General features: G+C 59.0%; 20 protein-coding genes. 11 read left to right on the top strand and 9 right to left on the bottom strand.

The window, feature by feature from the left end; translation table 11 throughout:
- Positions 1–11: 11 nt before the first annotated feature.
- Positions 12–452, bottom strand: a complete 441-nt coding sequence (gene lysM, locus PSH90_RS01260; RefSeq protein WP_123585632.1) for a peptidoglycan-binding protein LysM — start codon at positions 450–452, stop codon at positions 12–14.
- A 137-nt stretch (positions 453–589) separates the two neighbouring features.
- On the opposite strand from lysM, the gene PSH90_RS01255 reads away from it, so the two are divergent.
- From PSH90_RS01255 to PSH90_RS01240, 4 genes are all read left to right on the top strand, one after another.
- Complete coding sequence (locus PSH90_RS01255; protein ID WP_024011190.1) at positions 590–1477, top strand: LysR family transcriptional regulator; 888 nt, start codon at positions 590–592, stop codon at positions 1475–1477.
- A 92-nt stretch (positions 1478–1569) separates the two neighbouring features.
- Positions 1570–2409, top strand: a complete 840-nt coding sequence (fdhD, locus tag PSH90_RS01250; RefSeq protein ID WP_016772170.1) for a formate dehydrogenase accessory sulfurtransferase FdhD — start codon at positions 1570–1572, stop codon at positions 2407–2409.
- Positions 2406–4754, top strand: a complete 2349-nt coding sequence (locus PSH90_RS01245) for an FdhF/YdeP family oxidoreductase (RefSeq protein ID WP_056787127.1) — start codon at positions 2406–2408, stop codon at positions 4752–4754. The genes fdhD and PSH90_RS01245 overlap by 4 nt, the downstream gene beginning before the upstream one ends.
- A gap of 332 nt (positions 4755–5086) precedes the next feature.
- Complete coding sequence (locus PSH90_RS01240) at positions 5087–5572, top strand: glycine zipper domain-containing protein (RefSeq protein ID WP_039756448.1); 486 nt, start codon at positions 5087–5089, stop codon at positions 5570–5572.
- A 55-nt stretch (positions 5573–5627) separates the two neighbouring features.
- On the opposite strand, the gene PSH90_RS01235 is transcribed toward PSH90_RS01240, so the two are convergent.
- The 3 genes from PSH90_RS01235 to PSH90_RS01225 form a co-directional block, all read right to left on the bottom strand.
- Positions 5628–6047 carry a thioesterase family protein gene (locus PSH90_RS01235; RefSeq protein ID WP_071174077.1) on the bottom strand — a complete coding sequence of 140 codons (420 nt, stop codon included), beginning with the start codon at positions 6045–6047 and terminating at the stop codon, positions 5628–5630.
- A 102-nt stretch (positions 6048–6149) separates the two neighbouring features.
- A complete protein-coding gene (locus tag PSH90_RS01230) occupies positions 6150–7376 on the bottom strand; it encodes a 3-hydroxyacyl-CoA dehydrogenase (RefSeq protein ID WP_305381983.1) in 1227 nt (408 codons plus the stop codon).
- 213 nt (positions 7377–7589) lie between these two features.
- Positions 7590–9518, bottom strand: a complete 1929-nt coding sequence (locus tag PSH90_RS01225) for an ATP-dependent DNA helicase RecQ (RefSeq protein WP_305381982.1) — start codon at positions 9516–9518, stop codon at positions 7590–7592.
- Between the two features lie 271 nt (positions 9519–9789).
- Between PSH90_RS01225 and PSH90_RS01220 the strand changes: the two genes are divergently transcribed.
- The 3 genes from PSH90_RS01220 to PSH90_RS01210 all read left to right on the top strand — a co-directional run bounded on the left by PSH90_RS01220 (position 9790) and on the right by PSH90_RS01210 (position 11969).
- Positions 9790–10926: a hypothetical protein gene (locus PSH90_RS01220; protein ID WP_305381980.1), complete on the top strand. Its 1137-nt coding sequence runs from the start codon at positions 9790–9792 to the stop codon at positions 10924–10926.
- Between the two features lie 324 nt (positions 10927–11250).
- Positions 11251–11697 carry a hypothetical protein gene (locus tag PSH90_RS01215; protein WP_056787116.1) on the top strand — a complete coding sequence of 149 codons (447 nt, stop codon included), beginning with the start codon at positions 11251–11253 and terminating at the stop codon, positions 11695–11697.
- Positions 11697–11969 (top strand): type II toxin-antitoxin system mRNA interferase toxin, RelE/StbE family, encoded by a 273-nt coding sequence (locus tag PSH90_RS01210; RefSeq protein WP_056787114.1) that lies wholly within the window; start codon positions 11697–11699, stop codon positions 11967–11969. Before PSH90_RS01215 ends, PSH90_RS01210 begins: the two co-directional genes overlap by 1 nt.
- A gap of 177 nt (positions 11970–12146) precedes the next feature.
- Here the strand turns inward: PSH90_RS01210 and PSH90_RS01205 are convergent, their stop codons facing one another.
- Complete coding sequence (locus PSH90_RS01205) at positions 12147–13688, bottom strand: phosphoenolpyruvate carboxykinase (RefSeq protein ID WP_016772179.1); 1542 nt, start codon at positions 13686–13688, stop codon at positions 12147–12149.
- Positions 13689–13869: 181 nt separating this feature from the next.
- On the bottom strand, positions 13870–14772 hold the full coding sequence (gene hslO / locus PSH90_RS01200; protein ID WP_150637920.1) for an Hsp33 family molecular chaperone HslO: 903 nt from the start codon (positions 14770–14772) through the stop codon (positions 13870–13872).
- A gap of 107 nt (positions 14773–14879) precedes the next feature.
- Between hslO and PSH90_RS01195 the strand changes: the two genes are divergently transcribed.
- Complete coding sequence (locus PSH90_RS01195) at positions 14880–15680, top strand: phosphatase PAP2 family protein (protein ID WP_150741778.1); 801 nt, start codon at positions 14880–14882, stop codon at positions 15678–15680.
- Positions 15681–15777: 97 nt separating this feature from the next.
- Here PSH90_RS01195 and PSH90_RS01190 read toward each other — a convergent pair whose 3' ends face one another.
- Positions 15778–16185: an RNA-binding S4 domain-containing protein gene (locus PSH90_RS01190; protein WP_016772182.1), complete on the bottom strand. Its 408-nt coding sequence runs from the start codon at positions 16183–16185 to the stop codon at positions 15778–15780.
- Positions 16186–16301: 116 nt separating this feature from the next.
- Between PSH90_RS01190 and PSH90_RS01185 the strand changes: the two genes are divergently transcribed.
- The 3 genes from PSH90_RS01185 to rimK all read left to right on the top strand — a co-directional run bounded on the left by PSH90_RS01185 (position 16302) and on the right by rimK (position 18479).
- Positions 16302–17081 (top strand): EAL domain-containing protein, encoded by a 780-nt coding sequence (locus tag PSH90_RS01185; RefSeq protein WP_150638092.1) that lies wholly within the window; start codon positions 16302–16304, stop codon positions 17079–17081.
- Between the two features lie 76 nt (positions 17082–17157).
- Positions 17158–17577: an ATP-dependent zinc protease gene (locus tag PSH90_RS01180; protein ID WP_231982547.1), complete on the top strand. Its 420-nt coding sequence runs from the start codon at positions 17158–17160 to the stop codon at positions 17575–17577.
- On the top strand, positions 17574–18479 hold the full coding sequence (rimK, locus tag PSH90_RS01175; protein WP_024011184.1) for a 30S ribosomal protein S6--L-glutamate ligase: 906 nt from the start codon (positions 17574–17576) through the stop codon (positions 18477–18479). The genes PSH90_RS01180 and rimK overlap by 4 nt, the downstream gene beginning before the upstream one ends.
- An 88-nt stretch (positions 18480–18567) precedes the next feature.
- On the opposite strand, the gene PSH90_RS01170 is transcribed toward rimK, so the two are convergent.
- Together PSH90_RS01170 and ompR are read right to left on the bottom strand one after the other, a co-directional pair.
- Complete coding sequence (locus tag PSH90_RS01170) at positions 18568–19881, bottom strand: ATP-binding protein (RefSeq protein WP_016770645.1); 1314 nt, start codon at positions 19879–19881, stop codon at positions 18568–18570.
- A 114-nt stretch (positions 19882–19995) separates the two neighbouring features.
- Complete coding sequence (gene ompR / locus PSH90_RS01165; RefSeq protein WP_016772186.1) at positions 19996–20736, bottom strand: two-component system response regulator OmpR; 741 nt, start codon at positions 20734–20736, stop codon at positions 19996–19998.
- Positions 20737–20924: the final 188 nt, after the last annotated feature.

Below are 20924 nucleotides of genomic sequence, written 5' to 3'. Positions count from 1 at the left end.
ACATGACTGCGTTATTTCGGAATGCGCAGTTTTTGTCCCGGATAGATCTTGTTCACATCCTTGAGCATCGGTTTGTTGGCATCGAAGATTTTCTGGTACTGGTTGGCATTGCCATAGACGCGCAGGGAGATCGCACTGAGGGTGTCACCTGCCTTGACCTCGACAAACTCGGCAGCCACGACGACCGGTCCGGTCACCGTGATCTGATCATCGACACTGCCTACGCCCGCAATGTTGCCCACCGCGAGCAGAATCTTTTCCTTCTCTTCCTGGCTCGCCACTTCACCGGTCACCGTCACCTTGTCGCCATCCACGGTCGCCTGCACGTTGGGATTGCCCAACCCGACCTTGCTGATATGTTCCTTCAACTGCTCACTCGCATTGGCATTGCCTGGGGTCAACAGATCAATCAGCTTCTCACCGGCCTCTTTCACAAAGCTCAACAGACTCATAGCGCACACTCCTTGATTTGGGTTCCAGTCGTCCAAGCCTAGACCACCCCGGCCAAACCCGGTTCCAGTCCGACCAATGACGCTGCCGCGCCGCTGGCGGTAGAATCGCCACACCCCGCCAACCGCCCGGAGCGAAGATGGACATCAAGCAACTGAAATTCCTCATCGCCCTCGACGAAACCCGCCATTTCGGCCAGGCCGCCGCGCGCTGCCACATCACCCAGCCGACCCTGTCGATGCGCTTGCGCAGCCTCGAGGAAGAACTCGACCTGCCATTGGTCAATCGCGGCCAGCGCTTCGAAGGCTTCACCGCACCGGGCGAACGCGTGCTGGCTTGGGCGCGCACGGTGCTGGCAGCCTATGACGGCTTGCAGGCGGAAGCGGCGGCCTGTCGCGGCAATCTGATCGGTACGCTGCGCCTGGGCGTGGTGCCGCTGTCGAGCTTCGATCCCTTGCCGCTGATGCAACGTCTGCACGCGGCGCACCCGGACCTGCGCTTCGAGCTGTCGTCGCTGAGCTCCGAGCAGGTGCTCGAACACTTGGCGAACAACCGCATCGACATTGGCGTTTCGTATCTGGAGCGTCTGGACAGCGAGCGGTTCGATTCGCTGGCCTTTAACGAGACGCGCATGGGCCTGCTCTATGACGAGCGCTCGTTCAACTTCGGCGAAGAACCCCTGAGCTGGGAATCGCTGATCGAATTGCCGCTGTGCATGCTCACCAGCGGCATGCACTTTCGCCAGTCCATCGACCACAACTTCCACAGCCGCGGCCTGACCCCTCAGCCGCTGTTGCAAACCGACGCCGTGCATCAACTGCTGCAAGCAGTCCACGGCGGTTTTTGCTGCGCAATCATGCCCCTCGACGGCGGCGCGGAAACCCTCGCCGATCACCTGCGCCTGCAACCGATCGAAAATGCCCACACTCTCGCCCCGCTGGGCCTGATCATGCGCCGTGGCGCGCCGCGTTCAGCGCTGGCAGAAGCCTGTTTCGCGCTTTATCAGAAATCGTCAAAAGACGCTTGATCGACGGCATCTATCGGTAGATCGGTAATAGCGATTAGACGCGACAACTTGCCGCGCCTAGTCTTGACCTAGATCAAACCGTCGGTGATGCCATGAACGCCAAGCGCCCAGCCTGCGCGGCGCCAGCAATTGAAACGCCCGCGCCAGCCGCCAGCCAGACCTACAGCTACAGCGATTTACCCTTTGAGGCATCGGCCAGCACCGCGCTGGCCGAGGAAGTCGCGTTGGCGATCGCCTACAACGGCATCAGCCAGGCGGTGATGCTGGTGACCCCGACCGATCTGGAAGACTTCATTGTCGGCTTCAGCCTCGGCAGCGGCATCATCGAAGACGCCAGCGATATTTACGATCTGCAACTGACAGGCGCAGGCTCGGCGCAATACGCGCAAGTGACCATCGCCAATCGCGCATTCTGGAACCTCAAACAGCAGCGTCGGCAGTTGGCCGGCACCAGCGGCTGCGGACTGTGCGGCGTCGAAGCGGTCGAACAGGCACTGCCTGATCTCAAGGTATTGCCGGGCGCAGCCTTGCCACCGATCGAATGGCTCGACGGTTTGCGCCAGCGCATCGGCGCGTTCCAGCCGCTCGGTCAGCACTGCGGCGCGGTGCACGCGGCGGTATTCATGAACGCCAGTGGTGAACTGCTGCTCGGTCGTGAAGACATCGGTCGGCATAACGCGCTGGACAAGCTGATCGGCGGACTGATCCGCCAGAAGATATCCACAGAGGGCGGGCTGGCGATCGTCACCAGCCGTTGCAGCCTCGAATTGATCCAGAAAGTCTTGCGTGCCGGCATCCAGACCCTGGTCAGCCTGTCGGCGCCTACCGGCCTGGCCGTGCAATGGGCCCGGCGCCACAACCTCAATCTCATCCACCTGCCGCAGAAAAGTGCGCCGCGGGTGTACAGCCCCGCGATGGAGAATCAAGCGTGAGCCAACATCATCAAGCCGACCAGAAACCTGTCCCGCGCTACAAGCCTTACAAAGGTGCCGCCGGCGGCTGGGGCGCCCTGATCAGTGTGGCCCAGGCGTGGCTGACCAGCGACAACGCCCTGAAAAACCTGCGCATGATGCTCAAGACCAACCAGAACGGCGGCTTCGACTGCCCGGGTTGCGCCTGGGGTGATTCGCCGGAGAGCGGCATGGTCAAGTTCTGCGAGAACGGCGCCAAAGCGGTGAACTGGGAAGCGACCAAGCGTCGCGTCGATGCCAAATTCTTCGCCAAGCACAGCGTCACTTCGCTGCTGGAGCAGAGCGATTACTGGCTGGAATATCAGGGTCGCCTGACCGAGCCGATGGTCTACGACGCCGAGTCCGATCGCTACAAGCCGATCAGTTGGGAAGATGCCTTCGCTCTGATCGGCAAGCACCTGCGCAATCTGCCGAGCCCGGATCAGGCAGAGTTCTACACCTCGGGGCGCGCCAGCAACGAAGCGGCGTATCTGTATCAACTGTTCGTGCGGGCTTACGGCACCAACAATTTCCCTGACTGTTCGAACATGTGCCACGAGGCCAGCGGCGTAGCGTTGGCGCAGAGTGTCGGGGTCGGCAAAGGCACGGTGACCTTCGACGACTTCGAACACGCCGACGCGATTTTCGTCTGGGGCCAGAACCCCGGCACCAACCATCCGCGCATGCTCGAACCGTTGCGTGAAGCGGTGAAACGCGGCGCCCAGGTGGTGTGCATCAATCCGCTGAAAGAGCGCGGTCTGGAGCGTTTTCAGCATCCCCAGCACCCCATCGAAATGCTCACCAACGGCGACAAGCCGACCAACACTGCGTACTTCCGCCCGGCACTCGGCGGCGACATGGCGGTGCTGCGCGGCATGGCCAAGTTCCTCCTGCAATGGGAACGCGATGCGCAGAAGGCGGGCGAGCCGGCGGTGTTCGACCATGATTTCCTCAATGCTCACAGCGCCAACGTGCTGGAGTACCTCGCCACGGTCGACGATACATCGTGGGAGCAGATCGTCGAGCAATCGGGCCTGACCCTGGTCGAGATCGAGCAAGCAGCGCGCATGTACGCCAAAGGCAAGAACGTGATCATGTGCTGGGCCATGGGCATCACCCAGCACCGTCATTCGGTGCCGACCATTCAGGAAATCGCCAATCTGATGCTGCTGCGCGGCAATATCGGCAAACCTGGCGCCGGTCTGTGCCCGGTGCGTGGTCACAGCAACGTGCAGGGCGACCGCACCATGGGCATCAACGAGCGTCCACCGGTGGCGTTCCTCGATTCGCTGGAGCGTCGCTTCCAGTTCAAGGTGCCGCGTCATAACGGTCACAACGTGGTCGAGGCAATCCATGCGATGGCCGAAGGTCGCGCCAAGGTGTTCATCGGCTTGGGCGGCAACTTCGCCCAAGCCACGCCGGACAGCTCACGCACCTTCGAAGCGCTGAGCAACTGTGACCTGACTGTGCAGATCAGCACCAAACTCAACCGCAGCCACCTCGCTCACGGTAAAGACGCGCTGATCCTGCCGTGCCTGGGCCGTACCGACATCGACATCCAGACCGAAGGCCCGCAAGCGGTGACTGTGGAAGACTCGTTCAGCATGGTCCACGCTTCCAACGGCCAGTTGCAGCCGCTGTCGAACCAGATGCGCTCGGAGCCGTCGATCATCGCCGGCATCGCTGCCGCGACGTTGGGCAGCCAACCGGTGGACTGGAACTGGCTGGTAGCCGATTACGGGCGCATTCGCGAACTGATCGCCGACACCATCCCGAGTTTCAAAGACTTCAACGACAAGATCAAAAACCCGGGCGGCTTCTATCTGGGCAACTCGGCTGGCGCCCGCAAGTGGAACACGCCATCGGGCCGTGCCAATTTCCGCGCCAACCAGTTGCCGAAAGATCTGGTTCACGAACGCACCCGTGCCACTGGGCAGGTGCCGGATCTGATCCTGCAATCGATGCGTTCCCACGATCAGTACAACACGACGATCTATGGTCTCGACGACCGCTACCGTGGCGTGAAGGGCCAGCGTGACGTGCTGTTCGCCAACGAGGCCGACATCATTCGCCTGGGCTTCCGTCCTGGGCAGAAGGCCGACATCGTGTCGATCTGGGACGACGGTCGCGAGCGTCGGGTGAAAGGTTTTACATTGTTGGCGTTCGATATTCCTGCGGGGCAGGCGGCGGCGTACTATCCGGAGGTCAATCCGCTGGTGCCGCTGGAAAGTACGGGGGATGGCAGCCACACGCCGACGTCGAAGTTCATTGCGATCCGGCTGGAAGCGGCGAGTGAGACTGGGTTGATCATGGCTAAATCCGCTTAACCGCGGAGCCAGATCCGGCCCCTTCGCGAGCAGGCTCGCTCCCACACTTGGAATGCATTTCAAAGGTGGGAGCGAGCCTGCTCGCGAGTGCGATCGACCTGTTAACAGATCTGCCGTGGCAAAGATTTTCGACCGCCCACAAAAAAGGCCGTTTCTGCATGAAAACGGCCTGTCCGAAGTAGCTAAAGACCGGCGAAAATCGGTTAAGTTCCGGTGAAAAAACAGTAACTTGCATTATTGTATACAAGTCGTGTTATTCGTCGGATTTTGATTGTCACGCCCAATGCAGAGGCTCAGGATCGGCGCCGTCATCCCTTTGAGGCTCATCCTCTATGAAGTTCTCCTCGATTCTCTTGTTGTCCCTTGGCCTGGTCAGTGGCTTCGCTTCTGCCGGAGGCACCACCGAAGCAGGTGTGGGCGGCGCATTGGGCGGGGTTCTTGGCTCGGTCGTCGGTCAATCGTTAGGCGGCAATACAGGTTCCACCATCGGCGCAGCCCTGGGCGGCGCGGGTGGTAGTGCGGTCGGTGCAGACAAGCGCAGCCGTGGCGAAGCGGCCATCGGCGGTGCACTGGGTGCAGCCGGCGGTAACGTGGTTGGCCGTAGTCTCGGCGGCACCACCGGCAGCCTGATCGGCTCCGCCGCTGGTGGCGGCGCAGGTGGTGCACTGGGTAACTACATGGGCAACAAGAGTGACGACGATGATCGTCGTTACGACCGTCGCCATGATGACCGTCGCTACTACCGCGACCGTGGTCATCCAGGTCGCGGCCATGCCTACGGCCACCGCAAGCATCACAAGTACTATCGCCACCACTAAGGCGAAGGCTTGAACAAAAAATCGCAGCTTTTGGGCTGCGATTTTTTTTGCGCGTCTAGACCACCAGCCGCTCCAGCGCCCCGCGCAAACCGGCAGGAATCGGCACCGGCTGATTGCTCGCCCGATCGACAAACACATGCACGAACCGTCCCGCCGCACACGCCTCGCTTTCGCCGACCTTGAACACAGCCAATTCATATTGCACCGAACTGTTGCCCAGCTTGCCGACCCGCAGTCCGATCTCGATCAGATCCGGGAAAGCGATCGAGGCAAAGTAATCGCAGGCGGAACTGACCACGAACCCCACCACTTCGCCGTCATGAATATCCAGGCCACCGACCTGAATCAGGTAGGTATTCACCGCCGTGTCGAAGAAGCTGTAGTAGGTAACGTTGTTGACGTGACCGTAGGCGTCGTTGTCATGCCAGCGTGTGGTGATGGGCTGGAAGTGGGGGTAGTCGCAGCGTTGATTCATGCAGGGTTCTCGCATTCTCTTAATTGAATTTGATCGTGATGACGAACACTTTACCTGTGGGAGCGAGCCCGCTCGCGAAGGCGTCAGCACAGCCGACTGGTGTCAACGATCAGCAAACCCCTTCCCCTGCGCCGCCAGTTCGCCAATCAACCGCGCCGGCTTCCACTGATCGCCCTGGCGTGTCTCCAGCGCCAGCAAGCGCTGATGAATATCCGCTAGCCCCTGCCGATCCGCCCACGCCATCGGCCCACCCTTATCCGCTGGAAAACCATAGCCGTTCAAGTACACCAGATCGATGTCATGGGCCGAGCCGGCAATGCCTTCCTGCAAAATCTTCGCGCCTTCGTTGACCAGAGCCAGCAAACAGCGCTCAACGATTTCTTCGGGACCGATGTCGCGACGCTGGAAACCCAGATCTTCGCTGACCCGCAGTACCAATGCATCGACCTCGGGATCATGCTCGGCCTGGCGACTGCCCGGCTCATAATGGTAATAACCGTTACCGGACTTTTGCCCGAACCGGCCCATCTCACACAGGCGGTTATCCACCTGAACTTCGGGCGCATCCTGCCCCTTGCCAGCTAGCTCCCGAGCACGCCATTCCAGATCGATGCCAACCACGTCGTACATGCGAAACGGCCCCATGGCGAAGCCGAAGCCTTGCAGCGCGGTATCCACCTGCTGTGGATAAGCGCCTTCGAGAAGCATCTTGCGCGCTTCCAGTACATACGGATGCAGCATGCGGTTGCCGATAAAACCGTGGCAGTTGCCCGACACCACACTGACCTTGCCCATGCGCTTGCCAAGCGACAACGCTGCCTCGAGTGCCGCTGGCGAGGTCTGCGCACCGCGCACGATTTCCAGCAATTTCATGATGTGCGCGGGGCTGAAGAAATGCAGACCCAGCACCTGTTCCGGGCGCCGGGTCGCAGCCGCGATGGCGTCGATGTCCAGCGCCGAGGTGTTGCTCGCCAGCAAAGCCTCGGGCTTGAGCAAGCCATCCAGCTCGCGAAAGATCTTCTGCTTCAGTTCAAGGTTTTCGTACACCGCTTCGATCACCAGATCGACATTGCGAATCGATGCGTAATCCGCCGCTGCTGATACGCGAGCCATTCGCGCATCCGCTTCGGCCTGATCGATGCGGCCCTGACGCACGTTGTGTGCATAAGTTTCGGCGACCGTCGTCAGCGCCTGCTCAAGCATCTGTGGATTGTTGTCCACCCACTGCACGCTCACGCCGGCATTGGCCAGGCACATGACGATGCCACGGCCCATGGTGCCCGCACCGATCACCGCAGCTTGCTGGATTTCGAAGGATGTCTGGCTCATGTTGTTCTCTTGTGGGTGGCCCGAAGACAGATTCCAACCTTAGTCAGGCAACGGCGGTTTTTGAAGTTTATTAGCGTGATGATCGACATTCAGCGGATGGATGGAGGCTCTGCCTTGATGACACTTGAAGTAGGAGCTGCCGAAGACTGCGATCTTTTGATCTTGAAAAAATCAACATCAAAAGATCGCAGCCTTCGGCAGCTCCTACAGGGGTCAAAGGTGCTCTTGCGCCCACTCGCGGACCTGCGCGTAGGGGTATTCTTCCAACGCAGCAAAACCCGGTATCGCCCGCGCCTTGAGTTTGGTGAACAACGGCACGCTGATTCCGCACAGGAATCGCGTCAGACGTTCGGCCGATGGAATACGCCCTGTTTGCTGCTCATGCCTGTGGATAAATTCACCACACAACTGCGCGAAGTTTTTATCCACAAGCGGCGGCAATGGCGGCGGCTCCGGCAACCGCGCGATCTGGCCGTGACATACCGAACAATGGCCACAACGCTCGGGGGCATTGTGGTCACCGAAATACTCGGCCAGGCGATAACCCAGGCAGCGTTCGGTGGCAAACACCTCAAGCATGGCGTGAATCCGCGCCACTTCAGTCTGTTCGTGGCGGGTGAAATACTCGTGCAGCTCAGCGCTCAGGGCGTCGCTGGCAAAATCACTTTGCAGCAGGCTGTAAACCTCGGTCATTTGCTTGCTTTCAAGCTCGACCCAGCCTTTTTCCTGGAAGTAATCAAGCGCTGTCACCACGCGATTGCGCTCGGCGGAATACTGCGAAAACATCGCTTCGAAATCTACTGTGGCCCAGGTGCGTGCTCGCGTGGACGTCCTGATGATCGCCGCAACGAAATCCCTGCGCTCGCCTTCGAAGCGCTGAAGCAATGCTTCAGGCTCAAGCAGATATTTGAAGCGGTATTCAGCGTAATAAGCGTAGCGCGGCGCGATCAGGCCTCGCAGTTCCAGCTGCACCAGCAAAGTCTTCAACGGCAACGAGCGAATGTTGCTCTGATCCGCCAATGGCCCAAGCAAAAACTCCCATTGTCCGTCCGGCACTGAGGCTTTGAGCTCTTCGAGCACATAATGAATCCCGTCGCGTTCGGGTGTATCACCGTAGACGAAATTTTCCAGCACATTGAGGCTGTCGCGGTTGGCCAGTACCAGGCAGTCGGAGAGCTGCCCGTCACGCCCGGCGCGGCCGATTTCCTGGCTGTAGTTTTCGATGGATTTGGGCAGATCGAAATGCACCACGTTGCGGATGTCGCTCTTGTCGATGCCCATGCCGAAGGCAATGGTGGCGACAATGCAATTGGACTGCCCGGCCATGAAGCGGCGTTGAATGTCTTCACGCTGATCGTGGGGCAAACCGGCGTGGTAAGCCTCGGCCTGGATTCCATTGCGTTGAAGATGCTCGGCGATGTGCTCGGCGGTCTTCTGCAACGTCACGTAGACAATGCTCGGTTGCCCAGGACGCTCGGTCATCCATTCGACCAGACGCTGGCGTTTGTCCTGACCGCGTACAGGCTCGACCAGCAAATTGAGGTTGGGCCGATAGAAACCAGTGGTCACTACATCGTCCGGAGCGATGGCGAATTTGGCCTGCATGTCGGCGATGACTTTTGGTGTCGCCGTGGCGGTGAGCAGCAAAGCCTGCGGAATGTTGAACTGACGCTGGTAGTCGGGCAGTTTCAGATAGTCCGGCCGAAAGTTGTGGCCCCATTCGGAAATGCAGTGCGCCTCGTCGACCACCAGCAACGAGATCGGCACCTGCTGCAGGAAATTGCGGAAGCGCTCGTTCTTCAAGCGCTCGACGGAGATCATCAGAATTTTCAGCTCGCCCGAACGCGCACGGGCCATGACGTCGTTGGCATCCTCGCGGCTCTGCGCCGAATCGATACTGCCTGCCGAGATGCCGCGGGACTTGAGAAACGCCAGTTGATCCTGCATCAACGCCAGCAACGGCGAGACCACCAATGTCAGGTGTGGCAGTAAAAGTGCCGGCAGTTGGTAGCAAAGCGATTTGCCGGAGCCGGTGGGAAAGATCGCCGCCGCCGAACGTCCCGCCAGCACCGCGCTGACAGCGGCCTCCTGACCGGGGCGAAACTGTGGATAACCAAAAACCTGTTCCAGGGTGTGGTGCATTTGCTGTCACTCCTTTGACTGCTGCCATGCCCAAAGCCTAGCGGGCGATTGCAGCGAGTCGAGAAAAGGTCGGGGTTGAATCAATACTGAATGATACATGGGAAGCGAAAACCAAGCGTTGAACAATCGAAGCGCCTCGACATACTTTCGAAAAGCTCAGCTACATATATAACAAACTTCACATTACAAACACAGATACAACAGCGCCCTTTATTTTTTACACCACCTAAAACTAACTTGACTGCTCTTATAAATATGCAAGAGCAACGAAATGACAACTTTAACAATATTTTTCTGCGGCACCGGCTCCAACAAATTTGATGACAAACATAAAAGCTTCTGGGACGGCGAAATCGTTTCTACGCTCGCTGCACACCACAGTGGACGCGAATTTGCCGAGTGGATCGTCGTCGATGGCCCTGGCAGCGGCAATCTGCAAGCCGACGACCTGTTCACCAAGACCTCTGAATACGGCCTGTCCGGCACCCTGTTTGGTAAAGGCTGGGACGAAAACGTGCAACACGCTGTGAACATTATTAAAGGCAAATGCGACTGGCAGCGTAAACAACTGACCGAGTTAGAATATAACCGTCTGAAAGCCGCAGGCATTCCTATTGAAGATGTGAAAGTGGAAGGCTCCTGGTTCTGGCGCCAGTATAACTATGGCGATCGGAGTATCACGCAACAGAAGTTGCAGGAACAGATCATCAAGACTTTCCGCAAGAACGGCGTTATTCCCGCGCGAGTCAATCTGGTCGGCTGGAGCCGTGGCGGTATCAGTTGCCACATGCTCGCCAATGCGATGTTCCAGGACGCTGCACTCAAACATATTCCGGTGAATATATTTGCGATTGATCCAGTCCCGGGCATCGGCAACTTCCAGGAAAACCGCGTCAAACTTCAATCCAACGTCAAGGAATACATCGCCTTCTATGCCCGCGACGAGCGCTCAAAAGGCTTCAGCTGCGTGATCCCGCAAACCGCTACCGGCACCAAAACCTCGATCTATCCAATGGCCGGTCGCCACGCCACCCTCGCCGGCAACGCCACGGCCCTCGGCGGCGATCCCACCAACAGCAGCGACCTCAATGCGCTGATCGAGCCCGGCCGCATCGTTCGCCATCTGGCGGAAACCTGCCTCAAGCGTTGGGGCGTGCCACTGAGCAAAACGCTCAATCTGAGCGATACCGACCTGCTGCGCTTCACCGGCACCATCGTCAGCGACGAAGCCCGCTACAAGAAGATGCACAGCCAGTCCTACACCTATTTCACCGAACAGGACAAAGGCGAGCGCTATGTCTCGCTGGGCAGCAAAGGCGTGCCGTTCTCGGCAGTCAAAGGCACGATCTACCGGCCGGCAACAGGACTGACCACAAGCCTGCTGGATATTTCTGGCTACCAACATTGAAAAGCGTTTAAGAATCGGTAGCAACGTCTGGCGAATTGTTCGCCCCATTCCTACTTCACGCAATGCCTTGTCGGCTATCGCGAGCGGGTGGTGCGAACCTATAGTCGTGGGTGTCGCTGCTTTGGCAGCGACACCCACATCACCCACGCCCTGTACCTGCTGACACAGGACGGCTGGGACCTGCTGCAAGTCAGATGCCCCCGGCCAAGTAACAAACGAAACATCATCGCTGCACACGCCGTGTCCAGCACCAGGAGTCAAAATTTGCAAACTACTATTGATTGCGTACGATGGGAGCCATTACTCAGCGAAGGGCTCGCATTTATGGCCAGCACTGAAATCATCGATCACAGCGCCCTCGTTCGCTTGGTCGAAAACGGTTCTGTGAGCGGCACAATTATCGTCGCGAAACCAGGAGGCTGGTCGGTCGAGATTCGGCAAGGCAGCCGCAAATGCGCGCTGACAGCACAACGCAGTGGTCAGGTGCGCCTGTTCAAGAGGCTGGAGACGCTTGTGACCTATCTGCAGGGCTTGGGCATCAGCCAATTCAACGTGGATGCCTCCGGCTATGACCCGCTGCAACTGAAAACCTACGCCAGGCCTGATCGCTCTGAAGCGTTGAAACAAGCCCATGAAGCGGCCGCTTATGAGGAATGGTTCAAGCGACAGGTGCAGATCAGCATCGATGATCCAAGGCCAAGTATCAGCGATGAAGATGCTCGCCGAATATTCGCCGCCAAGCGTGATGCCCTGCGTCAACGAGGGCGCTGATGAGGTTGGTCTGGCGCCCGGAAGCGCTTGCTGACCGAGACCGGATAATGGACCGAATCGGTCAGGACAACCCAGACGCTGCTGCGGATCTCGATGAAATGTTCGAATCAAAAGGGGAAATAGCAAGACAGCGCCCAACCTTGTACCGAAAGGGCAGGGTCCTCGGAACACGTGAAATCGTTGCGGCCGCCAACTACGTCATCGTCTACGCAATCAAAAAAGACCGGGTGGAAGTGCTGCGTGTCATGCATGCACGGCAGCAATGGCCTTAATTAGAGGATCATGTTGCAGTACTGTTGAGTGGCATTACTCTGGCCGTATCAGGCCAAAAATGAATGAATACTGCTACATGGCAAGTGACGAACCGCCGTTGAGATGAGCTTACCCAAATCTTCGCCCATGAAAAAACCGCCCCAAAGGGCGGTTTTTTATTCACTGCAAACTACTACTTACAACTTCGGCCCAGCCGCCTTGATCGCGTCGCTCACTTCGAACTTCTTGAAGTTCTCGATGAACAGACCGGCCAATGCTTTCGCTGCCTCGTCGTACGCAGCCTTGTCAGCCCAGGTGTTGCGTGGGTTGAGCAGGTTGGTGTCGACGCCCGGAACGGCCAGTGGCACGTCGAGGTTGATGGTGTCGAGGTGCTCGGTGGCAGCACCGATCAGAGCGCCGCTCTGGATCGCTGCGATCACCGCGCGGGTGGTCGGGATGTTGAAGCGTTGGCCGACGCCGTAGCCGCCGCCGGTCCAGCCGGTGTTGACCAGGTAGACCTTGGAGCCGAAGCCGCGGATGCGCTTGATCAGCAGTTCGGCGTATTCGCCAGCCGGACGCGGGAAGAACGGTGCGCCGAAGCAGGTGGAGAAGGTCGACTTGATGCCGCTGCCCGAACCCATTTCAGTCGAACCCACCAGTGCGGTGTAGCCGGACAGGAAGTGGTAGGCCGCTTGCTCTTCGTTGAGGATCGACACTGGCGGCAGCACGCCGGTCAGGTCGCAGGTCAGGAAGATCACCGCGTTTGGCTCGCCACCCAGGTTCTTCTCGGAACGCTTGGCAACGTGCTCCAGCGGGTAGGCGGCGCGGCTGTTCTGGGTCAGGCTGACATCGGCATAGTCGGCGTGCTTGGCGTCGTCGATGACGACGTTTTCCAGCACCGCGCCGTGCTTGATGGCTTTCCAGATAACCGGCTCGTTCTTCTCGGAGAGGTCGATGCACTTGGCATAGCAACCGCCTTCGATGTTGAACACCACGCCTTCGCCCCAGCCGTGTTCGTCGTCACCGATCAGGTAACGGCTTTCGTCGGCCGACAGGGTGGTTTTACCGGTGCCCGACAGACCGAAGAACAGGGTCACGTCACCGTCTTCGCCGATGTTGGCAGCGCAGTGCATTGGCAGCACGTCAGCGGCCGGCAGCAGGAAGTTCTGCACCGAGAACATGGCTTTCTTCATCTCGCCGGCGTAACGCATGCCAGCGATCAGCACTTTCTTCTGCGCGAAGTTGATGATCACGCAACCGTCGGAGTTGGTGCCGTCACGCTCAGGCACGCACTCGAAGTTGGCAACGTTGAGCACTTGCCATTCTTCACGGCCAGCCGGGTTGTACTGGGCCGGGTTGATGAACAGGCAACGACCGAACAGGTTCTGCCAGGCAGTCTGTGTGGTCATTTTCACGGCCAGGTAGTGATCTTCCGCCGCGCCTACATGCACGTGGGAAACGAAGTGCTCTTGCGCGTTGTTGAAGGCCTCGACGCGAGCCCACAGGGCATCGAACTTGTCGGCCGGGAACTTGCGGTTGATCGGGCCCCAGGCAATAGCGGCCTGGGTGGAAGGCTCTTCAACGATGAAACGGTCGACTGGCGAGCGGCCGGTGCGGTGACCGGTGCGAACAACCAGAGCGCCGGTATCGGCAAGCTCGCCTTCACCGCGATTCAGGGCTTCTTTTACCAGATCATCAACACTCAGATCGGTGTACACGGCGTTATTGGCTTGCGTCATGAGGTTCCCCGTCGGCCAGTGGCCGAGTGTGCTCCAAACGTTTTGTAGTAGAAAGTCGTGCACTACTACCGCGAAAAAAGTGGGCCGGATTATGCCAGAAAAGCCCAAAAAGAGTAGGGTCCTCCCGTCGTAACGGCGATATTCCGTCATTCCGCAGTGAATTTACCTGCGCTGAACCGTTTTAGTGACGGGTATCTGACGGCGTATCGACGCCCGCGCCAGCGAACAATTGAGCAATATCGGCTGCGTCAAACAGATACTGCTGATTGCAGAACTGGCAATCGATCTCGACTTTGCCGCCCTGCTCGGCGGCCAGCGCCAGCGCATCTTCCAGCCCAAGACTGACCAGCGCATTGCCGGAGCGTTCCCGCGAGCAGCTGCAACTGAAGCGCAGATGCTGCACATCAAACAGACGTACCTGCTCTTCGTGGTACAGGCGATGCAGCACGGTTTCGTTGTCGAGGCTGAGCAATTCATCGGCGCTCAGAGTGCTGGCCAACGCGGTGAGATGCTGCCAGCTGGCGGCGCGGTCCTCTTCGTCTTTCAAGCGATCGGCGGGGAGTTGTTGCAGCAACATGCCACGGGCACGACGACCGTCGGCGAAGAGCTTGAAGCGCGTGCCGACCTGTTGTGACATGACGAAATAGTTGGTGAAACAGTCCGACAGGGTTTCGCCGTCAAGATCAACAATGCCCTGATAGCGCTGGCCAACAGTCGGGTCGACGGTCAGGGCCAGAACGCCGTTCGGCATCAAGTCGGCAAGGGTCGCGTCAACCGCGATCTGCTCGGCGTCGTAACGCGCCAGGCCACGGATTTCGCGCTCGCTGGAGCACTCGATCATCAGCAGCGGAATCGGCCCTTCCGAACGCGCCTGCAAAATCAGCAAGCCATCGAACTTGAGCGTGCCGACCAGTAACGACGCGGCCGCCATCAGTTCGCCGAGCAACTGCGCGACCGGCTCCGGGTACGGGTGTTTGGCGAGGACTTCGGCGTAGCTGCGCTCCAGCGCTACCAGTTCGCCGCGAGTGTCGCTGTCATCGAAGATGAAGCGTTGAGTGAAATCGGTATCCGCTAGATCGGTCATAGGTCTGGGTATCTGAATGTGATGACAAAATGGTTACAAAACGTGAAAATTTGCGCTTGCTGGCACTTTTTTTGGTGCCGGCGCTTTTTCGCCATGGGAGGCATTTTATGAACAATCCGGGTTTGTTCCAATCAAGGTGGAACCTCGGCCGGCTGGTTCTGTGTAACGTAGTGCCGCTGGCGCTACTGGCTTTCTGGTTATGGCCTACCGGTCAGATGCTGTGTGTGATTTTCGACGAGTGGCTGTTCCGCTCGTTGAATGCGCCGCTGGCCAGCAACCCGATATGGCTCCACATCTGGGCAATTGCAAGTCTGCGCCCGTTCGACATCGTCGTCGGACTGATTCTGCTGACGCTGCTGATCAAGGGCGATTGGGTTTTCAGGGCGATCGACGTGCGTCGCGCGTTCTTCGGTTTTTTCTCGATCCTGCTGCTGATGGTGGTGATCCGCGCGCTGTTTTCCAAATTCGCCGATCACATGGGCTGGCAGCACAGCAGCCCGTCAATGGTGCTTGAGGGCGCCGTGCACATCAGCGATTACTTTCCGCATCTGGAAAAAACCTGGGAGCTGAAGGACCGTTCCGGCCAGAGTTTCCCCGGTGATCATGCCTCAGTGCTGTTGATCTGGGCATTGTTCATGGGCGTGTTCAGCCGCACCGTCGGACAATTTCTAACAGTATGGGGTCTGGCCGTATTGTTCATGTTGCCGCGTCTGGTGGCCGGCGCGCATTGGGGTCAGGACGACTACATCGGCGGTGTGCTGCTGGCGGTGTGGGCGTTGGGCTGGGGTTACTACACGCCGTTTGCCTATCACGCGTCGAACTTCTGGTTGAAGCTGACCGCGCCGGTTTTCGCGCTGTTGGGCAAGCTGCCGATGGTGTCGCGGATGAGTGTGGTGCGTAGCGCCTGATACCGCGTCGTACTCGATTCGCGAGCAGGCTCGCTGCCACAGACGACTCGATCGAATGTGGGAGCGAGCCTGCTCGCGAAGAGGCCGGCACAACGTTTCAATCTTCGTTGCTGCTACCGCGAAACTTGAACAGATCCCGCCGCTGCTTCTTGCTCGGCTTGCCATCGGTGCTCACGCCCAACGAGCCCGCCTTGCGCATCGCCGCAGCCGCTTCACGCTTGGCGACACTCGCTTCGGTCTCCGCGTACAAGGTTTGCGCCTCGGGTGCGCCACGACGCACGATCGACAATGCCTCGACCCTCACCGTGCGCACTTCGAAGCCGGTGCGAATCTCGAACTCATCACCAATGCGCGGCTCCTTGCCCGGCTTGCAGCGCTCGCCACGACAATGCACCTTGCCGCTTTCGATTGCTGCTTTGGCCAGAGCACGCGTCTTGTAGAAACGCGCCGCCCATAACCACTTATCGAGACGGACCTTGTCGTCCTCCTCCTGCTTCTGTCCCATATGAATTCCTCGCTCAGCCAGTAGTCGGAACTGTACTACCGTTTCTGTCGGGCGCAAGAACTCGGCCCTCCAGATTGACTGTGATCTTCGCCGCCCGACCGGCCTGGAGTGACCGCGTGACTAAATTTCCAACTTCGTTGACCTCACCTAGGGGCGGTTGCCAGGGCTGCCAGCAAAGCGAACCGCTGGATTTCGATTTTGCCTTCGCCTACCAGCCGATTGTCGACCTGCGCGATCAATCGGTATTTGCCCACGAAGCGCTGGTCCGAGGCGTGTCAGGGGAAGGTGCACTGTCGGTGTTAAATCAGGTTACAGAAGACAACCGCTACCGTTTCGACCAGCTCTGCCGGACCCGCGCCATCGAAGGCGCAGCGAGCCTTAATATGCAGACACACTTGTCGATCAACTTTTTGCCCAACGCCGTCTACCGTCCAGAGCTATGCATTCGCAGCACACTGGAGGCCGCACGCAAACACAACTTTCCGATCGACCGACTGATTTTCGAAACTCTGGAAATCGAGCACGTAGATAATTATCGCCATTTGACCAATATTCTGCGTGAATACCGCGAATTCGGCTTCAAGACCGCCATCGACGATTTCGGTGCCGGCTATTCGGGGCTCAATCTGCTGGCCGATTTCCAACCAGACCTGATCAAACTCGACATGGCGCTGATCCGCGATGTTGACCAGGATCGTGTCCGTCAGGTGATCGTTCGGGGGATTGTCACAATGTGTGCGGAGTTGGACGTTACAGTCATTGCCGAAGGCATAGAAAGCGCCGGGGAACGGGATTTCCTCGCGGACTGTGGAATTTTCCTGATGCAGGGCTACTGGTTCGCCAGACCTGCATTCAAAGCGTTGGCCCAGGTGCCGGACGGGGCCTGGAAGCGTTAACCCTTGGTTTTTTTCTTTGAAGACATTTGATCATTTGACCGTTGTCGGTCTGCGCGAGTGGGTGGCGCTCCCGGGTTTGGGAGTTGCGGGCCTGCGCGCAAAAATCGACACCGGCGCCAGCACCTCCAGCCTGCACGCCACCGACATCGAGCCTTTCGAACGCGACGGCGAGAAATGGGTGCGCTTCACTGCGCATCTCGGCACCGTGGTGCAGTTGCGTCACCGGCGCTGCGAAGCGCCGCTGGTCACGCGTAAAACCATCAAGAGCTCCAACGGCCATGCGCAAGTGCGCTACGTGATCAGCACCACGCTGGCGCTGGGTGATCGGGTCTGGCCGGTGGAGTTCACTCTGGCCTGCCGCAAGTCCATGCGCTATCGCCTGCTGCTCGGTTCCAAAGCCCTGATCGATGGCCAGTTGGTGGTCAATCCGGGCATCAAATATGTACAAGACAAGCCGGTGTTCCCGGTATCTACCTCCTCCACAGGTGTTGCATGAAGATCGCTGTGCTGTCGCGTAATCCGCGTCTGTATTCCACCCGCCGTCTGGTCGAAGCCGGAATCGAGCGCGGGCATGAAATGGTAGTGATCGACACCTTGCGCGCCTACATGAACATTGCCAGCCACAAGCCGCAGATCCATTACCGCGGCAAACCGCTGGAAGGTTTTGACGCGGTGATCCCGCGGATCGGCGCATCGGTGACGTTCTACGGCTGCGCGGTGTTGCGTCAGTTCGAAATGATGGGCGTGTTCCCGCTCAACGAGTCGGTGGCAATTGCCCGCTCGCGGGACAAATTGCGTTCGCTGCAGCTGCTGTCGCGGCGCGGCATCGGTTTGCCGGTGACCGGTTTTGCCCACTCGCCGGACGATATTCCCGACCTGATCGCCATGGTCAACGGTGCACCGCTGGTGATCAAGGTACTGGAAGGCACCCAGGGCATCGGCGTGGTGCTGTGCGAAACAGCCACGGCGGCAGAATCGGTGATCGAGGCGTTCATGGGCCTGAAGCAGAACATCATGGTCCAGGAATACATCAAGGAAGCCGGCGGCGCGGATATCCGCTGCTTCGTGGTCGGCGACAAGGTGATCGCCGCAATGAAGCGCCAGGCCAAACCGGGCGAGTTTCGCTCCAACCTGCATCGCGGTGGCAGCGCCAGCCTGATCAAGATCACCCCGGAAGAACGCATGACCGCGTTACGCGCTGCCAAGGTCATGGGCCTGGCGGTGGCGGGTGTGGATATCCTGCGTTCCAATCACGGTCCGCTGGTGATGGAAGTGAATTCGTCGCCGGGACTGGAAGGCATCGAGACCACCACTGGCAAGAATGTCGCCGGAATCATCATCGAGCATCTGGAAAAGAATGGCGGGCCGAATATGACCCGCACCAAGGGCAAAGGTTAAAAGCAAAAGATCGCAGCCTTCGGCAGCTCCTACAGGGGAATGCATTTCCTGTAGGAGCTGCCGAAGGCTGCGATCTTTTTTTCCGCCGTTACACCGCATCTCGGGGCAACATCAATCCCAACGGCAATCTCACCCGCGCCTCCAGTCCACCCCCGGACCGGTTGCGCAATTCGACATTGCCGCCATGCATCGCCGCAATCCTTTTCACGATCGCCAGCCCCAGCCCGGTGCCTTTGCCACCGCGAGCCCGATCACCTCGGGTAAACGGGTTGAAGATCGCTTCAAGCTCGGACGGATCAATTCCCGCGCCACGGTCCATCACACTCAGCACCACATACGGCGCGCTGGTATCTCCCGATACATACGCCGCTACTTCAACGCCGGTACCGGCATGGTTCAAGGCATTGCCGATCAGGTTGTTGAGCAGGCGTTTCATCGACACACGACGCAGCGGGAACGGCTGGATCGGTTCCAGACGCAGGCGCACTTTCTCTTCGTTCTGGTTGTACGGCGCGGCGACTTCGCGCACCAGATCGCTGAGGTCGACCTCTTCCACCGACTCGTCACGACCGTCGCGAATGAACGCGAGGAACTGGTCGAGAATCGCGTCCATGTCCTCGATGTCGCGGACCATGTCGTCGGTGAGGTCGGTGTGATCGCCCATCAGTTCCAGCGACAGGCGCAAGCGCGTCAGCGGTGTGCGCAAGTCGTGGGAAACCCCCGCCAGCATCAGCTCGCGCTCACGCCCGGCCTGTTCGACGTCCTCGGCCATCTGGTTGAAGGCGCGATAAACCTCGGTCATTTCGCTCGGCGTATCACTGATCGGCAGACGTACGCTGCGACCCTGGCCGAGTTGCCGCGCGGCATACACCAGGCGCTTCAACGGCTGGTTGAGCTGGCTGACGAAAATCCATGCGGAGGCTGTCGACAACAGGCCGATGGCGAGGAACCAGCCGAGCACGTTCCAGATTTTCTGGCCGCGCAGCGGATGTGGATACAGCGGCACTTTCAGCCAGCCATCGCCCAGACTCGGTGCCCTCACCCACAGCGCCGGCGGCGAATGCATGCGCAAACGCACCTCGGTGTCGGCACCCAGTTCCGCCTGCATCTGACGTTGGTAGATTTCGCTGTACGGCCAGTGCTGTTCGCCTTCCGGCACACCGGCGCCGACCACCCGAATCAGGGTCGCGGCATCGGCAATTTTTGCGCGGTTCTCTTCGTCGGCGGCCCAATAGGCGCGTAGCGTCAGAGCGACACCATGGCTGTATTGGCGATCCACCAGCACGTCCTCGTTCATCAACAGATAAACCAGGGTCAGCGCCTTGGAAAACAGCACGACGATCAGCACCAGCCAGAGGGTGCGGGAGAAAAAACTTTGGGGGAACCAGACGGGGGTTTTCATCTTTAACCGCTACACACTTGCAGGAGCGAGCAATGCTCGCATATTGCGGATTGCGAGTCTGTGGCAATGGCCGTGCGACCAGAGCCTTGCAGACCCGCTCCTACAAATCACCGATCACTTGGTGGCGGTGCCATCCGGTACGAACACGTAACCCACGCCCCAGACGGTCTGGATGTAGCGCGGTTTCGACGGATCGGGTTCGATCATGCGGCGCAGACGCGAGATCTGCACGTCGATGGAGCGCTCCAGCGCATCCCATTCACGGCCACGGGCGAGGTTCATCAGCTTGTCGCGGGTCAGCGGCTGACGCGCGTTCATCACCAGCGCCTTGAGTACCGCGAACTCACCGGTGGTGAGCATGTGCACTTCATCGCCACGCTTGAGCTCGCGGGTCGCCAGCGACAACACGTAATCACCGAAGGTGACGTTTTCGTCTTCACTGCCTGGCGCGCCCGGCACCGGTGCGGCCTGACGGCGCAATACCGCTTTGACCCGAGCCATCAGCTCGTCCGGGTTGAACGGCTTGGCCAGGTAATCGTCGGCGCCCAGTTCAAGGCCCTTGATACGGCTCAGCTCATCGCCCTTGGCGGTGAGCATGATGATCGGAATCTGGTTGTTCGCGCTGCGCAGACGGCGGCACGCGGTCAGGCCGTCTTCGCCCGGCAGCATCAGGTCGAGAACGACCAGATTGAACACTTCACGCGCCAGCAGACGGTCCATCTGCTCAGTGTTCGGAACGGTACGGGCACGGTAGCCCTTGCTGACGAAGAAACGCTCCAGCAGGCTGCTCAGCCCCGGATCGTCATCAACGATAAGAATTTTTTCGCCTTCAGCCGTTTGTGCAGTGCTGCTCATTGGATGCTCCTTTTAGCTCGGCGCGCATTATGGCGTAGCTGTCGTTATACGCACCGTGCGCATTGTTAGCAGATTTTTCCTTCACTGCCAGAAAACCGGGGTTTATGCCTACAGCCTGCAACGCCCCCGAATGACAGAACGCTGGTTATAATGCGCGGCGTTTTGCGCCAGGCAACGTCTGAATCGTT

The organism is Pseudomonas sp. FP1762 (genome assembly GCF_030687105.1).
GTDB classification, from domain to species: Bacteria; Pseudomonadota; Gammaproteobacteria; order Pseudomonadales; family Pseudomonadaceae; genus Aquipseudomonas; species Aquipseudomonas siliginis.
Note: the sequence above shows the minus strand (reverse complement) of the source record. Positions and strands in the feature narration are given on the sequence as shown.